Genomic DNA, 17,736 nt, shown 5'->3' on the forward strand with positions numbered 1-17,736 from the left:
CCTGCACCATCAATCGAATCGGTGAATGAACAGACCGCTCTTCAATTTCGGTTCGAACCAAGTCGATTTTGGAGGCATCTGTCCCCCGTCATCAGCCACACGCATCAGCTGAGACATCGTCGTTTCATGACACGTAAGGAGTAAGCGATCTGGTGACTTCACCAATTGCTCCAGCTCTGTTATCGATCGGTTCCCCCCAACGAAGTCGACTCTGGCATCAGTACGAATATCTGCGACGTTGAAATATGGAGTGAGGATATCACGCTGTAAGATTGCGACATCGAGAGCCGCATCCTCTTTTCGTTTCGTTATCCTGTAAAATTTCCCTCGATATGCAGCTCCAAATACTCCGTGTTCCTTTGGAAGGACAAGGCTATCCTCGGGCTTCACCTCGTAAGAAAATGACAGTCCTTCTAGCATATGCTCTACTTCTTCTGGGGCAATATGCGACAACAGTCGATGATAAGGCAAAATCATTAACTCATCGCTTGGAAACAGCACACCCAAGAAATGCGACCGCTCGTTTTTTTGCGCATCGTCTTTATTTATCCCCGCCACGACTGCCGCTGCTTTCGCACGATGATGTCCATCTGCAATATAGACGGACGGAATCGTCGCTCCAATCATCATGACTCGCGCAAGTTCGCGGTTCGGAATCATGAAGCCTTCGTGTTTTACACCACGTTCATCCGTAAATGAAAAGAGCGGGGGACCCTCTGTCGCACCATGTAAAATCTGTTTCAGGCTCGCATGAGAGGGATGGCTGAGTAAAATTGGTCCAGTGTGTGCTTTTGTCGTCTGGACATGCTCGATTCGTTCCCGCTCCTTCGTCTCACGGGTATGTTCATGAATCTTGATTCGACCCGCTTCGTAGTCCATCACTGAAAACGTGGCGACCAACCCGGTCTGTTGATGCTGCTCTGATGTCAGCCGATACACATAAAATCCGTTTGGGTGATCTGTTAATTCGTGTTCATACAAGCGTTCTAACTCTTCTCGTGCAAGTTTTCCCCATTCATCAAGTGGAAGGTCTGACTGGAGTGCTTCCGGCTTATCGACAGCTAAAAATGAGTCACGGTTTTTTGAAAGGATTGCTTGTGCCTCTTCCACCGATACGACATCATACGGGTCTGCGGCGACATTTTCTGGATGTTTTGGCATGTACGGGCTGAACGGTTTAAATACGACCATAGTTTCCTCCTTAAAATTCTCGGACGCGAATGACGCCCTTGATTTCGTAAAGTGCATGAATCGATAACGGTTCATGTTCGAAGTTGTCTAAATCGATTAACGTATATGCCATTTCCCCACGGCTGCGATTGACCATATTATCAATATTCACTCCGTGTGATGCGAGCTCACCTGTGATTTGACCGACCATATTCGGGACATTCCGGTGTAAAATCCCAAGGCGACGTTTTCCAGTATACGGAAGTTCAACGTTCGGGAAATTGGCAGATGATCGAATGTTCCCTGTCTCAAGATACAATTTTAGCGTTTCGGCGGCTTGAATTGCACAGTTAACTTCTGATTCCCTTGTCGATGCGCCAAGATGAGGCAGTGCCATCACTTGCGGATGACCGATGAGTGCATGACGCGGGAAGTCGGTCACATACAATCCGACATGGTGATGAAACGCCTTTAGTAGATCATCATCTTTCACGAGCTCACCACGCGCAAAGTTTAAGACGGTCATGCCTGGTTTCATCCGTTCAAACCAACTTAAATCAATGCTGTACCGCGTCTCCTCTGTCAATGGCATATGAATCGATAACAAGTCGACCGCTCCGAGCACCTCACTCAAATGTTTGGCACGTGTTACATGTTTTGAGATATTCCAAGCGGCATCGACCGAGAGATGGGGATCATATCCGATGACATCGACCCCAAGTTTGAGAAGATCGTTGGCAAGTGACGCACCGATAGCTCCGAGACCGATGATGCCTACTTTTTTCCCTCTCAACTCTGCTCCGAGGAACTGTCGCTTTTGTCGTTCCATCGCTTCCTCTAATTGAGATTGCGACTCTGATACTTGTTCGTTCACCCAAGTAAATCCCTTAAGAATGGGACGTACTGAGAGAACCATGCTAGCAAGGACGAGTTCCTTCACGGCATTCGCATTCGCTCCTGGTGTATGAAAAGCGACGATGCCTTGTTTTGCGAGTCGGTCGAGTGGAAGATTGTTCACACCTGCCCCGGCCCTTGCGATGGCAAGCAAGTGAGGTGGAATGGTTTCATCGTGTACATTATGACTTCTCAACACCCAGGCATCTGCTTGATCTGATGCGTTGATGACATACTCACTCGACCCAAAACGCTTCAGACCGGCAGCAGCGATTTGGTTAAATGTTTTGATGTGATACATACGTCTCCTCCTCAAAAGCTTTCATGACTTCGACAAGGCGATCTACACCTTCGATTGGCATCGCGTTATATAAACTCGCGCGCAGTCCACCGACGGAACGATGCCCCCCCAGTTCATGCAATCCACGTTCCCGTGCAAATTGCTCGAAACGCCGATCACTTTCACTGTCACTTGTCGTGAACGGGACGTTCGTCAACGAACGACGCTTCCCCGACACAAGAGAAGAAAACAGATTCGATTGCTCAAGGAACGTGTAGAGCGTCTCGCTTTTTTTACGGTTCAATCGTTCCATCGCTTCAACGCCTCCACAGTCCTCTATCCACTTCAACACACGTTCGGCCACATACATACTGAACGTCGACGGTGTATTAAATAACGTATCGACATGTGACGCATAATGAAGATAGCTTGGTAATTCAGCGGATTGAATCAAATCTCGACGTATAATAACGACCGTCAGTCCTGCAGGTCCGATATTCTTCTGGGCTCCGGCATATATGATGCCAAAACGTTCGACGTCGATCTGTTCGGCGAGAATATTGGATGACGCATCTGCGATGAGCGGGACGTTCGTTTCCGGAATGTCGGTGAACCGGGTTCCTTCAATCGTATTATTGAGTGTCACATGAAGATAATCCACCTCTTGAACCAGACTTAGGTCAAATGACATCTCACCCGTTTCGTCTATACGTGGATAGAGGAGATCGACCTGTCCGAAGAGTCGAGCATCTTTAATCGCTTTTTTAGACCAGATGCCTGTATCGACATAGGCAAATCGATTTCGCTTCCGCAAGTTCATCGGAATCATTGAAAACTGAAGGGTCGCCCCACCTTGAAGCCATAAGACCGCATAATTCTCAGGAATTTTCATGACTCTTCTGAGTCTCTCTTCAAGCGAGTCGACTATTTGTTGAAATGACTCGGAGCGATGACTCGTTTCAATAATCGAAATTCCTTCGTGCTCAAACGTCAGTAGATGTTGTTGCACCTCTTGCATCACTTCTTTTGGTAGCATGCCCGGGCCCGCGGAATATGTATACGTCGACACAGTGTTACCTCCTCTATAGACTGTCTAAGGGTGTAACCTTCCTTAAATGAAGTGCTATTTCCTGCCTAAAACAAAAAAACGCCCTGATCCGGAGATCAAGGCGACTGGCTATAATCATTCTTCGTCCATGGAAAGTACAGACATGAACGCTTCTTGTGGGACTTCGACCGACCCGACCATCTTCATGCGTTTCTTACCTTCTTTTTGCTTCTCGAGGAGTTTCCGCTTACGCGAGATATCTCCTCCGTAACATTTAGCCAAAACGTTTTTACGAAGGGCTTTAATCGTAGAACGGGCCACGATTTTTGTACCGACGGCAGCTTGAACCGGAACTTCGAACTGCATCCGCGGGATAAGTGCCTTGAGCTTCTCAACGATGACCTTCCCGCGCTCATAAGCGAAGTCGCGGTGAACGATGAAGCTGAGGGCATCGACAACTTCGTTATTGAGCAAGATGTCCATCTTCACGAGACGCGATTGACGATAGCCGATCAATTCATAATCGAGAGACGCATAGCCTTTCGTGCTAGATTTCAACTGATCGAAGAAGTCATAAACGATTTCACTAAGTGGAATCTCATAAGTGATTTTAACACGTGTCGTATCGATGTATTGCATATCGATGAACGTCCCGCGTTTCTTCTGACAAAGCTCCATGATGGCACCAACATAGTCATTCGGTGTCATGACCGCTGCCTTGACGTATGGTTCTTCAATCGATTCAACTTTTTGTTGTTCCGGCATTTTTGATGGGTTATCGACATGGATGACTTCGTCTGAAGTCGTCGTCACGTGATAGATAACCGATGGTGCCGTCGTAATCAAGTCAATTCCAAATTCACGTTCAATCCGTTCCTGAATGATTTCCATGTGGAGCATTCCGAGGAACCCACAACGGAAACCGAATCCGAGCGCTTGTGACGTCTCAGGCTCAAACTCGAGGGCCGCATCGGAAAGTTGAAGCTTTTCGAGCGCCTCACGTAGGTCATTGTAGTTGGCTGCATCAATCGGATACAATCCGCAGTACACCATCGGATTCATCTTACGGTAACCAGGAAGTTGTTCGGTTGACGGGTTCTTCGCCAGTGTAATCGTATCTCCGACCCGAACATCCCCGACCGTTTTGATGGATGCAGAGAGCGTACCAACATCACCGACATTCAATTCTTTGACCGAGACCGGCTTAGGCGTCGACACACCGAGGTCAGTCACTTCGAACGTTTTCCCTGTCGCCATCATTTGAACTTTATCTCCTACTTTGACTGAGCCGTTGACGATTCGAATCGAAGCGACAACACCACGGTAGGCATCATAGTATGAGTCGAAGATCAATGCTTGTAACGGTTCTGACGGGTCACCCGTTGGAGGTGGAACAAGTTCGACGATTTGTTCAAGGATTTCTTCGATTCCGATTCCTGCTTTTGCAGAAGTCGGGACGGCATCACTCGCGTCAAGTCCGATAACATCTTCAATTTCTTGACGAACGCGCTCCACATCCGCTGATGGCAAGTCGATTTTATTGATGACCGGAATGATTTCAAGGTCGTTATCGAGTGCTAGGTAAACGTTCGCAAGTGTTTGTGCTTCAATACCTTGTGCAGCATCGACGACGAGAATCGCACCTTCACATGCCGCAAGCGAACGTGACACTTCATACGTGAAGTCGACGTGTCCTGGCGTGTCAATCAAATGAAGGATATACTCTTCTCCATCTTTTGCGGTATAGTTCAATTTGACGGCGTTCAGTTTAATCGTAATACCTCGCTCGCGCTCTAAATCCATTGCGTCGAGTGTCTGCTCTTTCATCTCACGAGCTGTGAGTGCACCAGTTTTCTCAAGAATACGGTCAGCGAGTGTCGACTTTCCATGATCGATGTGCGCGATGATGGAAAAGTTACGAATCTTCTTCTGACGATTCTCTAATTCTTGTTTGTTCATATATGGGTTCACCTATCCTTCTCATACATACCGTGTCATTATATCAAAATCCTAAAGTAATGTGTACGACCTACTACAACAATACCACAGATAGTTTTCAGAATAATCATCAAGTGGTTGCTTTTCGTATAACCGTTTGCTACAATTGTGCTTGTTCTGTTGAATGATTACTTGAAGTAATAAGAACATACACTTTCTTGTTTCAGGAGGTGACAAACAATGGCAAACATCAAATCAGCAATCAAACGTGCAAAAACTTCTGAAAAGCGTCGTGTTGCAAACTCACATGAGAAAGCGGCAATGCGTACAGCAGTAAAACGTGTTGATGCTCTCGTACTCGAAGGAAACAAAGAAGCTGCTCAAGAAGCTTTCGTCCTCGCTACGAAGAAGCTCGACAAGGCTGCATCAAAAGGCCTTATCCACAAAAACAAAGCAGGTCGTGATAAATCACGCCTCGCAGCTCGTATCGCTGCTCTCTAATTAGAGACCACACGAAACAGCCGCCTCCTATCCGGAGCCGGCTGTTTTTTTGTACACCATGACGTAATGTGTACCGATTCCAGGGATGTCGAACGCCTCTCCGATTCGCACAAGACCGTTCCGCTCATAGAAACGAACGGCCACTTCACGGGCGTTACACCACCATGTGTCATCTAACTCTTCATGCAAAGCGTGTAAAAAACGAGAGCCAATGCCTTGCCCTGCCAGACACGGATCTGTCGCCATTCCGCGAAGCTGGAGCGGCACCGATTCGCCATCAATTTGTCTCGGTGACGTCATGACAGTCGCAACAGACTGTACATGCCCTTCGACCACCCAAGCAAAATGTCGAGTCGTCGAAGCTTCATCCCCTTCAAAATAACAAGCCTCAATCCCTTTACCTGGTCTGAGCACAACATGCCGAAGCGGAATCACATCCTCAATGGCTACTTGTTTGAATCCCATCTTCTCACCTCACAATAAAGCCAACTTACAAACAAGCGTATCGAACACGATTTGCTTGTCGCCGCGACCCGTCTTCATCGCTTCGTCCGCATCTGCGATCAAGGTCAAGGCTTGGGCGAGTTGCGCTTCAGAAAAGCCGCGGCTCGCTTGTGTCGCCAGTTTGATGGTGTACGGGTGAGCACCGATTTTTGATGCGATCTGTTTCTCTCCGTACCCCGCTTCCGTCAACTGCTTCGCCAAGTACATGTTTCGATATTGTCTTGCCAACAAACCAAGAAGTCCAATCAACTCTTGCCCTTGCTTCTCTAAGTCACGTACTAACCGAAGTGCTGCATCGGCACGACGTTTGACGAGAAGCTCCGATAACTGAAACACGTTATCCTCTAGCGTTCTTGGCACCAAATCATTCACGATATCAATCGGAATCATGGCTCCTGGCCCTGCATACAATTGTAGCTTCTCTAATTCTCGGACTAATTTTCCCCAGTCATCCTGACATAAAAATAAAAGTCGCTCCATTGTCGCGCGCTCCATTTTTTGTTGTTCACGACTCAAAGCATCGTTCACGTATCGCATCAATTCAGCTTGGCTCGGCTTTTTCGCTTCTAATACGATGGCACGTTCTTTCAGACGCTTCACGATTTTCTTCCGTTCATCGAGTTTTTCCGACTCGATGATCAAGACAAGAACTGAGTAGGTCGCCGGTTGCACAACATATTCCGCCAGCCGATCAACATTTTGCTTTTGCTTCTCTTTCGTACCCGTCAAGAACTGGGCATTTTTCACGATAACCGTGCGATATTCACTAAAGAAAGGGACCGTCTCCGCTTCATCAAGTGCCGTATCGAGTGACGTCTCTTGAAGATCTAATTGCATGACATCAAATTGATCACCGGATGGGTTGGCTGCCTTCACGATTTCACGTTCCCACGTCTCTAACAAATATTTTTCGGTGCCATGGAGAACATAGACGCTCGCCAGTTTTCCATTATGTAACCACGGTTCATTCAAAACACACACCACTTTCACAATTTATTCTCATCTAAACATAGATTATCTTCCCATGATTCGCTATACTTATAAAGGAAGTATGATAAGGAGGGACCTAATATGCAAATTAACTCAGTTCGCCCACCGAGTGAAAACCCGTTTGAAAATGACGTTCAATGCAAACGTAACGACGCCATCGACTCTGCGATCGGCTTCATCGTCCCGTTTGGCTTTTTCTTTACGATTTTCTTCATCGGTGTCATCATCAAATTCTTAAGCCTATAAGTTTTCAAACGATTGCCCCGGGGGAGCAATCGTTTTTTAGTGTATCACATTTAATCACATGCTACTCGATGATCCCACGACACATCTTTTTTTCACAGACGATCATCCCATTTGTGTCAGTTCGTAATAAACGTCGTCCCGCGAGCCTTTGTAACGTCTCCTCATGTGGATGGCCATAGCGATTCTTTGCTCCGACGCTCGCGATTACCCATTCCGGATTGGTGCGTGCAAGCAACGCGTCGCCTGAAGACGTATTCGACCCATGATGCCCTAACTTAAATACATCGACGTCGAGTTTTGGTAGTGCTTCCTCTTCCTCAATCGGCAAATCACCTGTCAATAGATATTTCATGCCTCCTACGTTCATATAAAGGCTGATCGAATGACTGTTTTCGTCTTCATGTGGTTTATCCGGTGCAACAATCCACATCCAAGACATTGGTCGATCTCCTGCCTCGAGATAGCGGATGGACGATCCATAGTTTGCCGCTAACCGAAGAATCTCTTCACGTTTCTCTGTATTCACCACTTCTTTCGATAACCATATTTCCTTAACATGGACGAACTTTAATAACCCTTCTAAACCACCGATGTGGTCATGGTCTGCATGGGTAAGCATGACGAAATCGAGTGACCGCTCTCCTCGCTTCCATATATAAGGAGCTACAACGTCTGCCCCTGGGTCATATACCGTTCGCTTTTGCTCATTCGGGTCTTGGAATACTCCACCGACATCAATTACACCGATTGTTTCCCCTGATTCTACAACAATCGCATCGCCTTGACCGACATCTAAAAATGTCACCCGTGGAGACTCTGACCAGTCGGACCATCCAGCGACTAATCCACACGTCATAATCGCCACTATCCATCCAATGCATCGTTTTTGTTCGATGATAATGAAGCTTATCCATATCCCAACCCATAAAACGACTTGGTACGGGAATGTGAGTTCGTGCAACGGCGTCCACAGTCGACCAGCATTGTGGATTGAGAAAATCCCGTTTATCGCATCCAAAACACTCATGAACAACGGGGCGGTCTTCGGAACCAACCAGCTGACGAGAGCCAGAGGTATCATTACCCATGATATACAAAAAGCCATCACGATATTTAATAACGGTGCAACGATAGATAAAATCGGTTGAACTTGCCAGAGGACCAATAAACCAAACAACTGCGCGAATACAGACAATTCCAACAACCCAGTCCAGATTTTTCTCGTGACTAATAAGAAAAAAGTCATGCCTACCGTTAATTGAAACCCTAAGTTTGAGAGAAGGTGTGGTTGAAAGGCAAGCATGGCGGTCGCGCACCAACTTAGCAGGCGGATTGGGTCCCTTACCGATACACCAAATAAAGAAAGGATTAGCAACACATCTGCCACGAGGACAGCTCTTGCGACCGGTGGTGAGAAGCCTGTCAGCCATCCGAACGCCGTAATCGTCAATAGAATCAACATCGTCTTCGTCTCTCGTCGAATCGGGATTGGTCGAAACATTGTTTGAAGGGCAACAATCAGCAGGGCAATGTGTGAACCTGAAATGACGAGAAGATGCAGGAGACCCGTCACTCGATATGAAAAAGAGGTTTGTTCATCAAGCATCCGACTCTCACCGAACAATAAGGCCTCTATGTATAGCGCGACATCACCGCGATATTGTTGTTCAATCTGTTGGAGACGTCTTTCTTTCCACCTCAGCATCCAACCGTCCATCCCTGCTGTCGGACGGCACTCGTCGATTCGCTTGATCTTTCCTTTAAAGGATAAGTTCGCGCTTGCCGCCCATTTCTGTTCGTCAAATCCTCCGATGTTCCGTAGCGGCTGAAACGGTTCGTGTTCAATTTCTACGAGACAAGTCTCACCAGGTCTACCAATAGAGAGATCTCTCCCCCGCAACACACCTTGATGAGTTGCCACGTTCCCATATAATCGGGTCGTTTTCCCGTTCTCTTTACGACTTTCAATCGAAAACACCACTTTGTCTGTCGGTGTCCATTCCGCTGTATCGGCGTGCAACCATGCAATCAGGACGAAGAGAATAACACCGAGTTTCGCGTACAGATGTTGTCCGCCTCGTGACGCAACGTATAACACACCGGAGACGATTGTGACGATGTAGACTCCTTCAGTCAATCCGATCACCATCAATACCGCAAATAGTGGAAATAACGGCATCTCATGGTACCAATAAGTAAGGTTTCATACTTTCTAATGTCTTCTCTCCAAATCCTTTCACATTACCTAAGTCCTCGTATGATTTAAATGGACCATTCTCTTTCAGGTGGTTCAGAATCGCGTCTGCTTTAGCAGGACCAATTCCAGGGACCGACATTAACTCGTCTTTCGTGGCACTATTCACGTGTACCCCATTTGGTTCCAGCTCTGTGCTTGGTACCTCTTGCGCAACAGGGGCATCCCCTTTTTTCGGTACGATGATTTTCACCCCGTCCACGAGTAGTTGCGCCAAGTTTAACTGTTCCGGGTCAGCTTCATCTGTTAATACTGCCAATGAGAGAACATCCCCGACTCTTGCGCCTTCTGGCACGGTATAGACGTTCGGAGACTCGACCGCGCCTGTGACATAGACGACGATTTCTAATCGCTCTACTGTCTCAGACGGAACCACTTCTTCTGATTCTACAACGAATTCATCGACGACACGTTCTTCTGATTCTTTATTATAAAATAAATAACCAACACCTAAAAACAGGACGACGACAACACCGATGATGACCTGCTTCCACTTTTCCAAGACGATTCTCCCCCTGTTTCGACTATTGAATCTAGTATGCCGAATCCAGAGTGACTACACTTTTCCCGTTCTCGATATTAATCTATTCTCAACAAAGTCGTTTGACTGCCTGCTATGTACCCGACCTTCATACAATCTGAAAGATAATCATCCATTTTCTTACTACAATAAATTAAGGGCCCCGAAACATTCGAGACAACAAAAAACCGAAAACCAATGAGTGGTCTTCGGTCCTTCTGCATACGGATGATTATTCTTCTTCGAAATGCTGAACCTGGTCAGCGAGTGCTGCTGCTTGTCCTTCTAACTCTTGCATTAACGTAAAGATTTGATCGAAGCTCGCTTGTTGCTCTTTCATCGAGGCTGCCACTTCTTCGTTACCAGCCGCCAATTCTTCCGTCACGCCAGATACTTCTTCGACACGACGTAAGACATTGTTTACTTCGTTACTTGATGTGAGCATCTCTTGTTCAATCGTACGGACAAATGAAGCGACATGATCTGTACGTTCATGGATGCGATTGAACGCTTCTTTCGTCAATCCAAACGCTTCGAGTTGCGCTTCCTGCTCACGCTTCGACTCATTCACCGTCTCTGTCAAACGAACAACTTCTTGTTGGATTGTCTCAACGACATGGAAAATCGAACGGGTCGCCTTATTACTCTCTTCCGCCAACTTCTTCACTTCACTTGCTACAACAGCAAACCCTCGTCCCGCTTCACCTGCACGGGCCGCTTCAATTGCCGCGTTGAGGGCAAGTAAGTTCGTCTGAGCCGCGACATCTTCGACAAGCTTCGCCATCGCTTCAATCTCTGCTGTTTGTCTTGCAAAGTGATCCATACGCGTGACAAGCACTTCATTTCGTTCACTTGAACGGTCTAAGATCTGTTCTTGATCGGTTAATGTATCAATCCCCGTCGCTACTTCACGTGTCATTTCTGACGTTTCTTCAGTCGTCTGTTTCGTTTGATTCAAACTTGTCTCAAACGAAGTCGCCATCGTGTGAACTGAACTGAGCGTTTCCTGCAATTCATTGGCGATGGATTGCGCACCGTGTGCCATTTCATCAACCGCGTTTGTAATGTTCGAGGTCGTACTGACGACCGCTTCATTTTCAGAAGCTGCTGTTTCTGTCATCCCATTCACTTTCATAGACGTGACACGAATTGAGCCGATTACCGTTTGAAGTGACGCCGTCATGTCGCGCATCGCACGCTCTAGACGTCCAATTTCATCATTGCGAGTAGACTCCGGCAACGTGACGAGACGTCCCGCTGCGATGGCTTCCGCCACTTTCACGTTACGCTTGAGCGGTCGAGTGATCGAACGAGCAAAGAAGAAGTTATAAATCCCGAGCGTTAAGATGACAAGGATTGTCAGGAGAACAGAAATCAACAATAGACGTTCAGTCTCATCTGCTGCTTCAACTTGAAGTGCTTCATAAAATGAACCGTTCTTCGCGATCAACGTATTCACATCATTTAATAAGCCTTCCAATTTTGCTGCCTGAATTCGGGCAGCGATGCCCCCTTCAAGGGCAGATTCGACATCTTCGTTCGCTTTCTCATACTTCATGGTTGCACGGTCTAAATGATTCGAAAATGCCGGAATCAAGTAAGATTGTTTCAAGTCTTCAAACGTCTCCGCGTTCGTCACACGGATGCGTTCAAGTTGTGTAAGTGTAGATTGATTCAATTGCTCGCCGAGTGACGTCCAGAGCGACTGTTCCTGTAAGAGCGACGTCTCTAGCTGGGACAATTCAATCATTTGACTTCCATACTGTTCATTGTAAGTCTGTAAACGGTTCAAGGTCGACAAGACATAAGTCATCATAAGTACGATCAAGACGACAGTGAACATGGTTGAGAAGATAAATCGTTTACGCAAACTCATTACAGTGTCCCCTCCTTCAACTGACGTTCTACCGATTCATACTCGGATGCTTCTTTCTCATCCCACTGAATGCGGCGAAGTGGGGCTAAACCGACGCCGCCTTCTTCAATCCCAAGAATGATATGGTCATTAAATGGTTTTTCGGTAACACGACCAGCGATTTCTACAATCGCCAAATCGACTTGCTTTAACATCGAAGTGACGACCGCATCGGGGGCAATCATGGATTGGTCACTATCAACCCCGATTGCTTTAACCCCATATTTTTCAGCTGTCTCGAGTACGCCAACACCTGTCAGCCCCGCCGCAGCATAGAGCACGTCTGCTCCTTCTTCAATCTGTTTCTCGGCAAGTTCACGACCGAGTTCTGGTGAAGCAAAATCATTTGAGAAATCAACGAGTATCTCAACGTCCTCGTTCACAGATTTCGCCCCACGTTCAAATCCTGCTTCAAATTTCTGAATGAGTTCAATATCCATCCCACCGATAAAACCAATTGTCTCAGACTCTGTCTCAAGACCAGCAACTGCGCCGGCAAGCGTACTGCCTTCACCTTCTTCAAATGTGATGTTCAAGACGTTCGGAAGTGCTGACACGCCATCGATGAGAGCAAATTGTTGATTCGGATGCTCTGCCGCTACCGTTTCTAGCTCTTCTTGACAAGCAAAGCCAAGACCGACGATCACATCATGTCCTTCTTTTACCAGCTCTTCGAACCCGACTTGATACGTCTCTGTCTCTGATAGTTCACGATAATCAACGAACCAACCGCCCGTTTCACGTAACTCGCCCATACCACGCATCGCAGCATCACTGAATGATTGGTCCCCGAGACCCACATCAGATAAGACGACACCCATCGACTGACGTTCCTCTACAGTGGCATTCGGGTCGTCAATTACCGACTGACAGCCGGATAACCAGAGTGCACTCGCCATGATCGTACTAAACATTATGTTTTTCTTCATGTATTCAATTCTCCCTCTCTATTGGTCTGACAACTCTTATATCGACCGAGAGGGCTTTGTTCTCCATGCTTTTTTTTTAAAGTTGTGGGAATAAAAATGAGCCATAGACATTGTCCATGACTCATGTTGTTTATTCTTTTGATGCAGCGACTGTTGAATCGACTAACCCTTGCTCAGATACTGGTGTCTTCGCAACGTTCCCTTTTCCGGCAAAGTTTTCGAGCAAGTCTTTCATATCGATGCCCGATGATGCTTTTAATGTTTGTTGTAGCGATGCCATAAGATCGGTAGCATATCCTGTCACTTTCCCAGCACCACCATTCTGACCACCGCCTGTATCGACGACTGTGATTTGATCGATGTTACCAAGTGGCGCAGCAATCTCCTTCGCATAGTCAGGAAGCATCTTGACGACCATATCGAGGATTGCAGCTTGTCCGTATTGAGAGAAGGCTTCGGCAATTTTCTCTTTCGCTTCCGCTTCAGCAAGACCGGTCAAGCGAATAATTTCAGCTTCCGCTTCACCTTTCGCACGTTCCGAATCGGCTTCAGCAAGACCAGCCAACCGAACACGTTCAGCGTCCGCTTTCGCTTGGGCTTCAATGCGATATTTTTCTGCATCGGCGCCTGCGATTTGACGCGCTTTATCCGCAGCTGCTGATTGTTCGATCGAGTAACGGTCCGCATCCGCTTTTTTCTTCACTTCTGAATCGTATTGCTTCTCACGACGCATAATTTCCTTCTCTTCGAGCTCGATTTGTTTTTGACGCTCGATGATTTGAACTTGCATCTGTTGTTCAGTAACTTCTTGTTTCGCACGTGCTTCTTCAAGCTCATACGCCTGGTCGGCCCGAGCTTTGGCGACGTCTTGTTCACGACGGTAAGCCGCAATCCGGAGCTGGTTTTCTTTTTCTGCCTCAGCAATTTCAGATGCGCGCTCGAGCTCTGCCTTCTTCGCATCTTTCATGGCTTCCGCCTGTTTGATACGCGTCTCTTTGTCCGCTTCCGCTGTCGCGATATCGGCATCACGCTTTACTTGTGCAATACGAGGCTTCCCGAGTGATTCTAAATAACCGTTCTTATCTCGAACATCTTTGATGGTAAACGATACGATGATTAATCCCATCTTCGCCAAATCTTGTGATGCAACGCGTTGCACTTCTTGAGAGAACTTGTCACGATTTTTATAAATCTCTTCGACCGTCATTGACCCTAAAATCGAACGTAAATGTCCTTCAAGTACTTCTCGTGCTTCGTTCTCACGTTCAATTTTAGGTTTACCGAGGAACTGTTCAGCCGCTGTCGCAATTTCACTGATTGAACCGCCGATTTTAATGATGGCTGTCCCATCCGCCATGACCGGTACACCTTGTTCTGTATATACTTCAGGTGTCGTGACTTCTAATTTGCTCGAGAGCAAGCTGAGTGGTTCTGCTTGTTGGAATACCGGAAGGACGAAAGTCCCGCCACCGCGAATAATTTTGACACGATTTCCGGATGCGTCACTATGTACATTTTTTTTGCCTAAATAACTACCTGTTACAATCAAAGCTTCATCAGGTCCGACTGTGCGATATTTCAATACGAATACAAACACGAGTGCGAGGATGATGACCCCGACGATGATGCTGACTAAAATAGCCGTATTCATGTGTTATTTCTCCTCTCGAATCGTAGGTTCGTCATATATCATGACGATTGCAATATTGCCTTTCACTTCAATGATGACTACTCGATGATCAGTCGAAATCGTTGTCCCGTCCATACTTTGGGCTGTCTTCAAAAGAGATCCAGTCACCGTCTCAATCATGACTTCGCCGTATCCCCCTTCAGGAATAGGGACAGTCAGTCGACCGACTCGTCCAATTAATGCCTCATCCGTCAAACCGATTGATTCTTCAGCATTTGATAGTGGTAACAGGACGAACAAGTAAAGCAGCGTTGTCAATGCGAAAGATCCAACTAACGCGACAGCGAGTCCAATCATCGGAGAGACATGCGCCAAAGCATTTAAAATAAGTCCGATTCCTGCTCCAAGCGCCAAGAAAGATAAGATAACCGCAGGGTTAAACCATCCCTCAAACATATCGAACGCATCGGAGAACAACATGTAAATAAAGGTTCCAAAACCAGCGATGATCAACACCCACCAATACAGTTGATCGATTGCTTCCATTACCACTCCTCCTGTCGACGTCTTCGTTCCATCATCAACACACGCCGAAGTTGTTCGACTTCTAGTGCGAGCTTATCTTCAATCACATCCCATTCTGAAAGCGGTGACGTGGATAAGTCGTTCGCTTCCCGAGCCCGACCGATGGACCGTTCAATACGTCGTCGATTGTAAAGGTCGACAAGTTCTTGACGTTCAAGTCGCATCATGTTTAAAAAATATTCAACTTCTTTTTGAACTTGAATAACTTGTTCCGTCACGTCGTCAGAAGAATCTTGCATCAGTAGCCGACGCACTCTCACTTGATGAGCCACTAATTTAGCAATCCTCGCCTCGAGTTCGAGAATGTGCTTGTATAATTCCTCTACCTCATCTTGATGCGTGTCATCGCGCCACCACACGTCCACCTCACCTCACTTTTCTCTAATCACTTTCATATACGTTAAAACTTCATCTTCGGTTTCAAAAAAACATAAAAAAATGTAAAATGAATTTGCCAGGAAGAAAGGAAGTGCTCATTTTGGGCAACCAAGTCATTAAACTATCAACCGCATCACAAGAAAAATTAAAAAATTTGTATCATAAGTATGCTGTCACGCCACCACCATATGCGACATTCAGTGCAAAGACACCCGGATTTGTCGTGACGATTTACCAATCGGGTAAAGTGATGTTCCAAGGAAAAGATGCTGAGACCGAGGCAGTCAAATGGGGGACGCCAGCCAAGAAGAAAAAAGCATCCGCACCAAACACGATATTGCCTGAAGGATTTTCAGATTGGTCAGTCATCGGAAGCGATGAAGTCGGAAAAGGAGATTATTTCGGACCGCTCGTCGTCGTGTCAGCATTTGTCTCACGCGATCAAATCGCTCTCGTCAAAGAACTCGGTGTCAAAGACTCGAAACAGTTATCTGACCCGGAAATTGTCCGCATCGCTAGAGATTTGCACGCCACGATTCCTTATCAGAAAGCTACGCTTCATAATTCAACCTACAACAAGATGCAACGGACAATGACGCAAGGGAAGATAACCGCAATTGCCCATAATGCTGCGCTTCATACATTGATTGAAAAACTCGAACAAAAACCTGATGCCATTTTAATCGACCAGTTTGCTGAAAAAAACGTTTACTATCAACACCTGCGATCAGAACACGATGTCGTTCGCGATGATGTTTACTTTTCAACGAAAGCTGAAGGTCTTCATGTATCGGTCGCAGCCGCTTCGATTTTAGCTCGTGCATTCTTCTTAAAAGAGATGGACAAGTTAAGTCAACAAGTCGGTGTCACTCTCCCAAAAGGAGCAGGCGCCAAAGTCGATCAAGTTGCCGCAAAAATCATCCATCGTCATGGTCAAGACTATTTACAAAAGATTGCCAAAGTCCATTTTGCAAATACAAAAAAAGCAATCAACTTGAACGAACGTCGCTTGTAGAGGTACAGCATCAAATATGATATACTCATTTTACGGTTAAATGAACTTAAAATTTTTGGAGGATAGCGTTCATGTTGCATTATAAAACCTATACGATTAGTGATGACCATCCTTGGGTCATCTTCATACACGGCGCCGGTGGAAGTTTGTCACATTGGTATCGTCAACTTCGCCCATTCCGTAAAAAATATAATGTGTTACTCGTCGATTTGCGTGGTCATGGTGGTTCTTATGATGAGGAACAATCGCTTAATCAATCCTTGAACGCCTATACATTTGATGTCGTTGCAAAAGATGTAATCGAAGTCATGGACCACTTAGATATCGAGAAAGGTCACATGGTCGGTCTCTCTTTAGGGACGATTGTGATTCAAGCGATGTTCGAACATTTTCCGGATCGCATCGCATCAGTCATCCTCGGAGGAGCGATCGTCAAATTCAATGTCCGCTCCACGATGCTCATCCGTCTCGGCAGTCTCGTCCAAAATTTCGTCCCTTATATGTGGTTATACAAGTTATTTGCGTGGATTTTACTTCCTAAAAAACGTCATAAAAAATCACGGATGATGTTCGTTCGCGACGCAGCGAACTTGTGTCAGCGTGAATTTATCCGTTGGTTCAAGATGACGGAAAATATCAACCCATTATTGAATCAGTTCACATCGATACAAACGAACGTACCGATTCTGTATATTATGGGGGACGAGGATTATATGTTCCTCGAAGCTGTCGAACGAACGGCAAAACATCAGCCTACGGCAAATGTTGAGATTGTCACAGATTCTGGACATGTCGTAAACGTAGATCAGCCCGATCAATTCAATACATTGTCGATGAACTTTATCGATGATCAGATTCAAGCACTCTCGTTAAAAATGAGCTAATATGGACGAAGTTCGGCAACCTCGCACTCAAAATCCAATAAAATAAGGAGCGTTG

At 46.3% G+C, this 17,736-nt stretch carries 17 protein-coding genes; 4 read left to right on the top strand and 13 right to left on the bottom strand.

What is annotated here, in order from left to right; all coding sequences use genetic code 11:
* Window positions 1-9: 9 nt before the first annotated feature.
* From KNO98_RS03870 to lepA, 4 genes are all read right to left on the bottom strand, one after another.
* Complete coding sequence (locus KNO98_RS03870; RefSeq protein ID WP_214699078.1) at window positions 10-1,191, bottom strand: DUF1015 domain-containing protein; 1,182 nt, start codon at window positions 1,189-1,191, stop codon at window positions 10-12.
* A gap of 10 nt (window positions 1,192-1,201) precedes the next feature.
* Window positions 1,202-2,365 (bottom strand): phosphoglycerate dehydrogenase, encoded by a 1,164-nt coding sequence (locus KNO98_RS03875; RefSeq protein ID WP_214699080.1) that lies wholly within the window; start codon window positions 2,363-2,365, stop codon window positions 1,202-1,204.
* Entirely contained in the window at window positions 2,343-3,380 is a 1,038-nt protein-coding gene (serC, locus tag KNO98_RS03880; RefSeq protein ID WP_251129453.1) for a 3-phosphoserine/phosphohydroxythreonine transaminase, read from the bottom strand. Before serC ends, KNO98_RS03875 begins: the two co-directional genes overlap by 23 nt.
* Before the next feature lie 147 nt (window positions 3,381-3,527).
* Entirely contained in the window at window positions 3,528-5,351 is a 1,824-nt protein-coding gene (gene lepA / locus KNO98_RS03885) for a translation elongation factor 4 (protein WP_214699088.1), read from the bottom strand.
* A 219-nt stretch (window positions 5,352-5,570) separates the two neighbouring features.
* Here lepA and rpsT point away from each other — a divergent pair, with 219 nt between their 5' ends.
* The gene (gene rpsT / locus KNO98_RS03890; RefSeq protein ID WP_026825643.1) at window positions 5,571-5,831 is read left to right on the top strand and encodes a 30S ribosomal protein S20; all 261 of its coding nucleotides are present in this window, start codon (window positions 5,571-5,573) and stop codon (window positions 5,829-5,831) included.
* Window positions 5,832-5,858: 27 nt separating this feature from the next.
* On the opposite strand, the gene KNO98_RS03895 is transcribed toward rpsT, so the two are convergent.
* The gene (locus KNO98_RS03895) at window positions 5,859-6,296 is read right to left on the bottom strand and encodes a GNAT family N-acetyltransferase (protein WP_214699089.1); all 438 of its coding nucleotides are present in this window, start codon (window positions 6,294-6,296) and stop codon (window positions 5,859-5,861) included.
* A 9-nt stretch (window positions 6,297-6,305) separates the two neighbouring features.
* Window positions 6,306-7,316 (bottom strand): DNA polymerase III subunit delta, encoded by a 1,011-nt coding sequence (gene holA / locus KNO98_RS03900; RefSeq protein ID WP_235181874.1) that lies wholly within the window; start codon window positions 7,314-7,316, stop codon window positions 6,306-6,308.
* A 90-nt stretch (window positions 7,317-7,406) separates the two neighbouring features.
* Between holA and KNO98_RS03905 the strand changes: the two genes are divergently transcribed.
* On the top strand, window positions 7,407-7,571 hold the full coding sequence (locus KNO98_RS03905; protein WP_012726678.1) for a YqzM family protein: 165 nt from the start codon (window positions 7,407-7,409) through the stop codon (window positions 7,569-7,571).
* 61 nt (window positions 7,572-7,632) lie between these two features.
* On the opposite strand, the gene KNO98_RS03910 is transcribed toward KNO98_RS03905, so the two are convergent.
* The 7 genes from KNO98_RS03910 to KNO98_RS03940 form a co-directional block, all read right to left on the bottom strand.
* The gene (locus tag KNO98_RS03910; protein WP_214699091.1) at window positions 7,633-9,750 is read right to left on the bottom strand and encodes a DNA internalization-related competence protein ComEC/Rec2; all 2,118 of its coding nucleotides are present in this window, start codon (window positions 9,748-9,750) and stop codon (window positions 7,633-7,635) included.
* 1 nt (window position 9,751) lies between these two features.
* On the bottom strand, window positions 9,752-10,327 hold the full coding sequence (locus KNO98_RS03915; protein WP_214699093.1) for a helix-hairpin-helix domain-containing protein: 576 nt from the start codon (window positions 10,325-10,327) through the stop codon (window positions 9,752-9,754).
* A 250-nt stretch (window positions 10,328-10,577) separates the two neighbouring features.
* Window positions 10,578-12,221: a methyl-accepting chemotaxis protein gene (locus tag KNO98_RS03920; RefSeq protein ID WP_214699095.1), complete on the bottom strand. Its 1,644-nt coding sequence runs from the start codon at window positions 12,219-12,221 to the stop codon at window positions 10,578-10,580.
* On the bottom strand, window positions 12,221-13,189 hold the full coding sequence (locus KNO98_RS03925) for a BMP family lipoprotein (protein ID WP_214699096.1): 969 nt from the start codon (window positions 13,187-13,189) through the stop codon (window positions 12,221-12,223). Before KNO98_RS03925 ends, KNO98_RS03920 begins: the two co-directional genes overlap by 1 nt.
* Window positions 13,190-13,319: 130 nt before the next feature.
* The gene (locus KNO98_RS03930; protein WP_026825636.1) at window positions 13,320-14,840 is read right to left on the bottom strand and encodes a flotillin lipid rafts scaffold protein FloT; all 1,521 of its coding nucleotides are present in this window, start codon (window positions 14,838-14,840) and stop codon (window positions 13,320-13,322) included.
* 3 nt (window positions 14,841-14,843) lie between these two features.
* On the bottom strand, window positions 14,844-15,365 hold the full coding sequence (locus KNO98_RS03935) for an NfeD family protein (RefSeq protein ID WP_026825635.1): 522 nt from the start codon (window positions 15,363-15,365) through the stop codon (window positions 14,844-14,846).
* Entirely contained in the window at window positions 15,365-15,763 is a 399-nt protein-coding gene (locus tag KNO98_RS03940) for a hypothetical protein (RefSeq protein WP_214699098.1), read from the bottom strand. The genes KNO98_RS03935 and KNO98_RS03940 overlap by 1 nt, the downstream gene beginning before the upstream one ends.
* 119 nt (window positions 15,764-15,882) lie before the next feature.
* Between KNO98_RS03940 and rnhC the strand changes: the two genes are divergently transcribed.
* Together rnhC and KNO98_RS03950 are read left to right on the top strand one after the other, a co-directional pair.
* On the top strand, window positions 15,883-16,797 hold the full coding sequence (gene rnhC, locus KNO98_RS03945; protein ID WP_251129422.1) for a ribonuclease HIII: 915 nt from the start codon (window positions 15,883-15,885) through the stop codon (window positions 16,795-16,797).
* Between the two features lie 71 nt (window positions 16,798-16,868).
* Window positions 16,869-17,681 carry an alpha/beta fold hydrolase gene (locus KNO98_RS03950; protein ID WP_214699111.1) on the top strand — a complete coding sequence of 271 codons (813 nt, stop codon included), beginning with the start codon at window positions 16,869-16,871 and terminating at the stop codon, window positions 17,679-17,681.
* The last annotated feature ends 55 nt before the right edge of the window (window positions 17,682-17,736 follow it).

This window comes from Exiguobacterium sp. s57, from assembly GCF_018617685.1.
GTDB lineage: Bacteria > Bacillota > Bacilli > Exiguobacteriales > Exiguobacteriaceae > Exiguobacterium > Exiguobacterium marinum.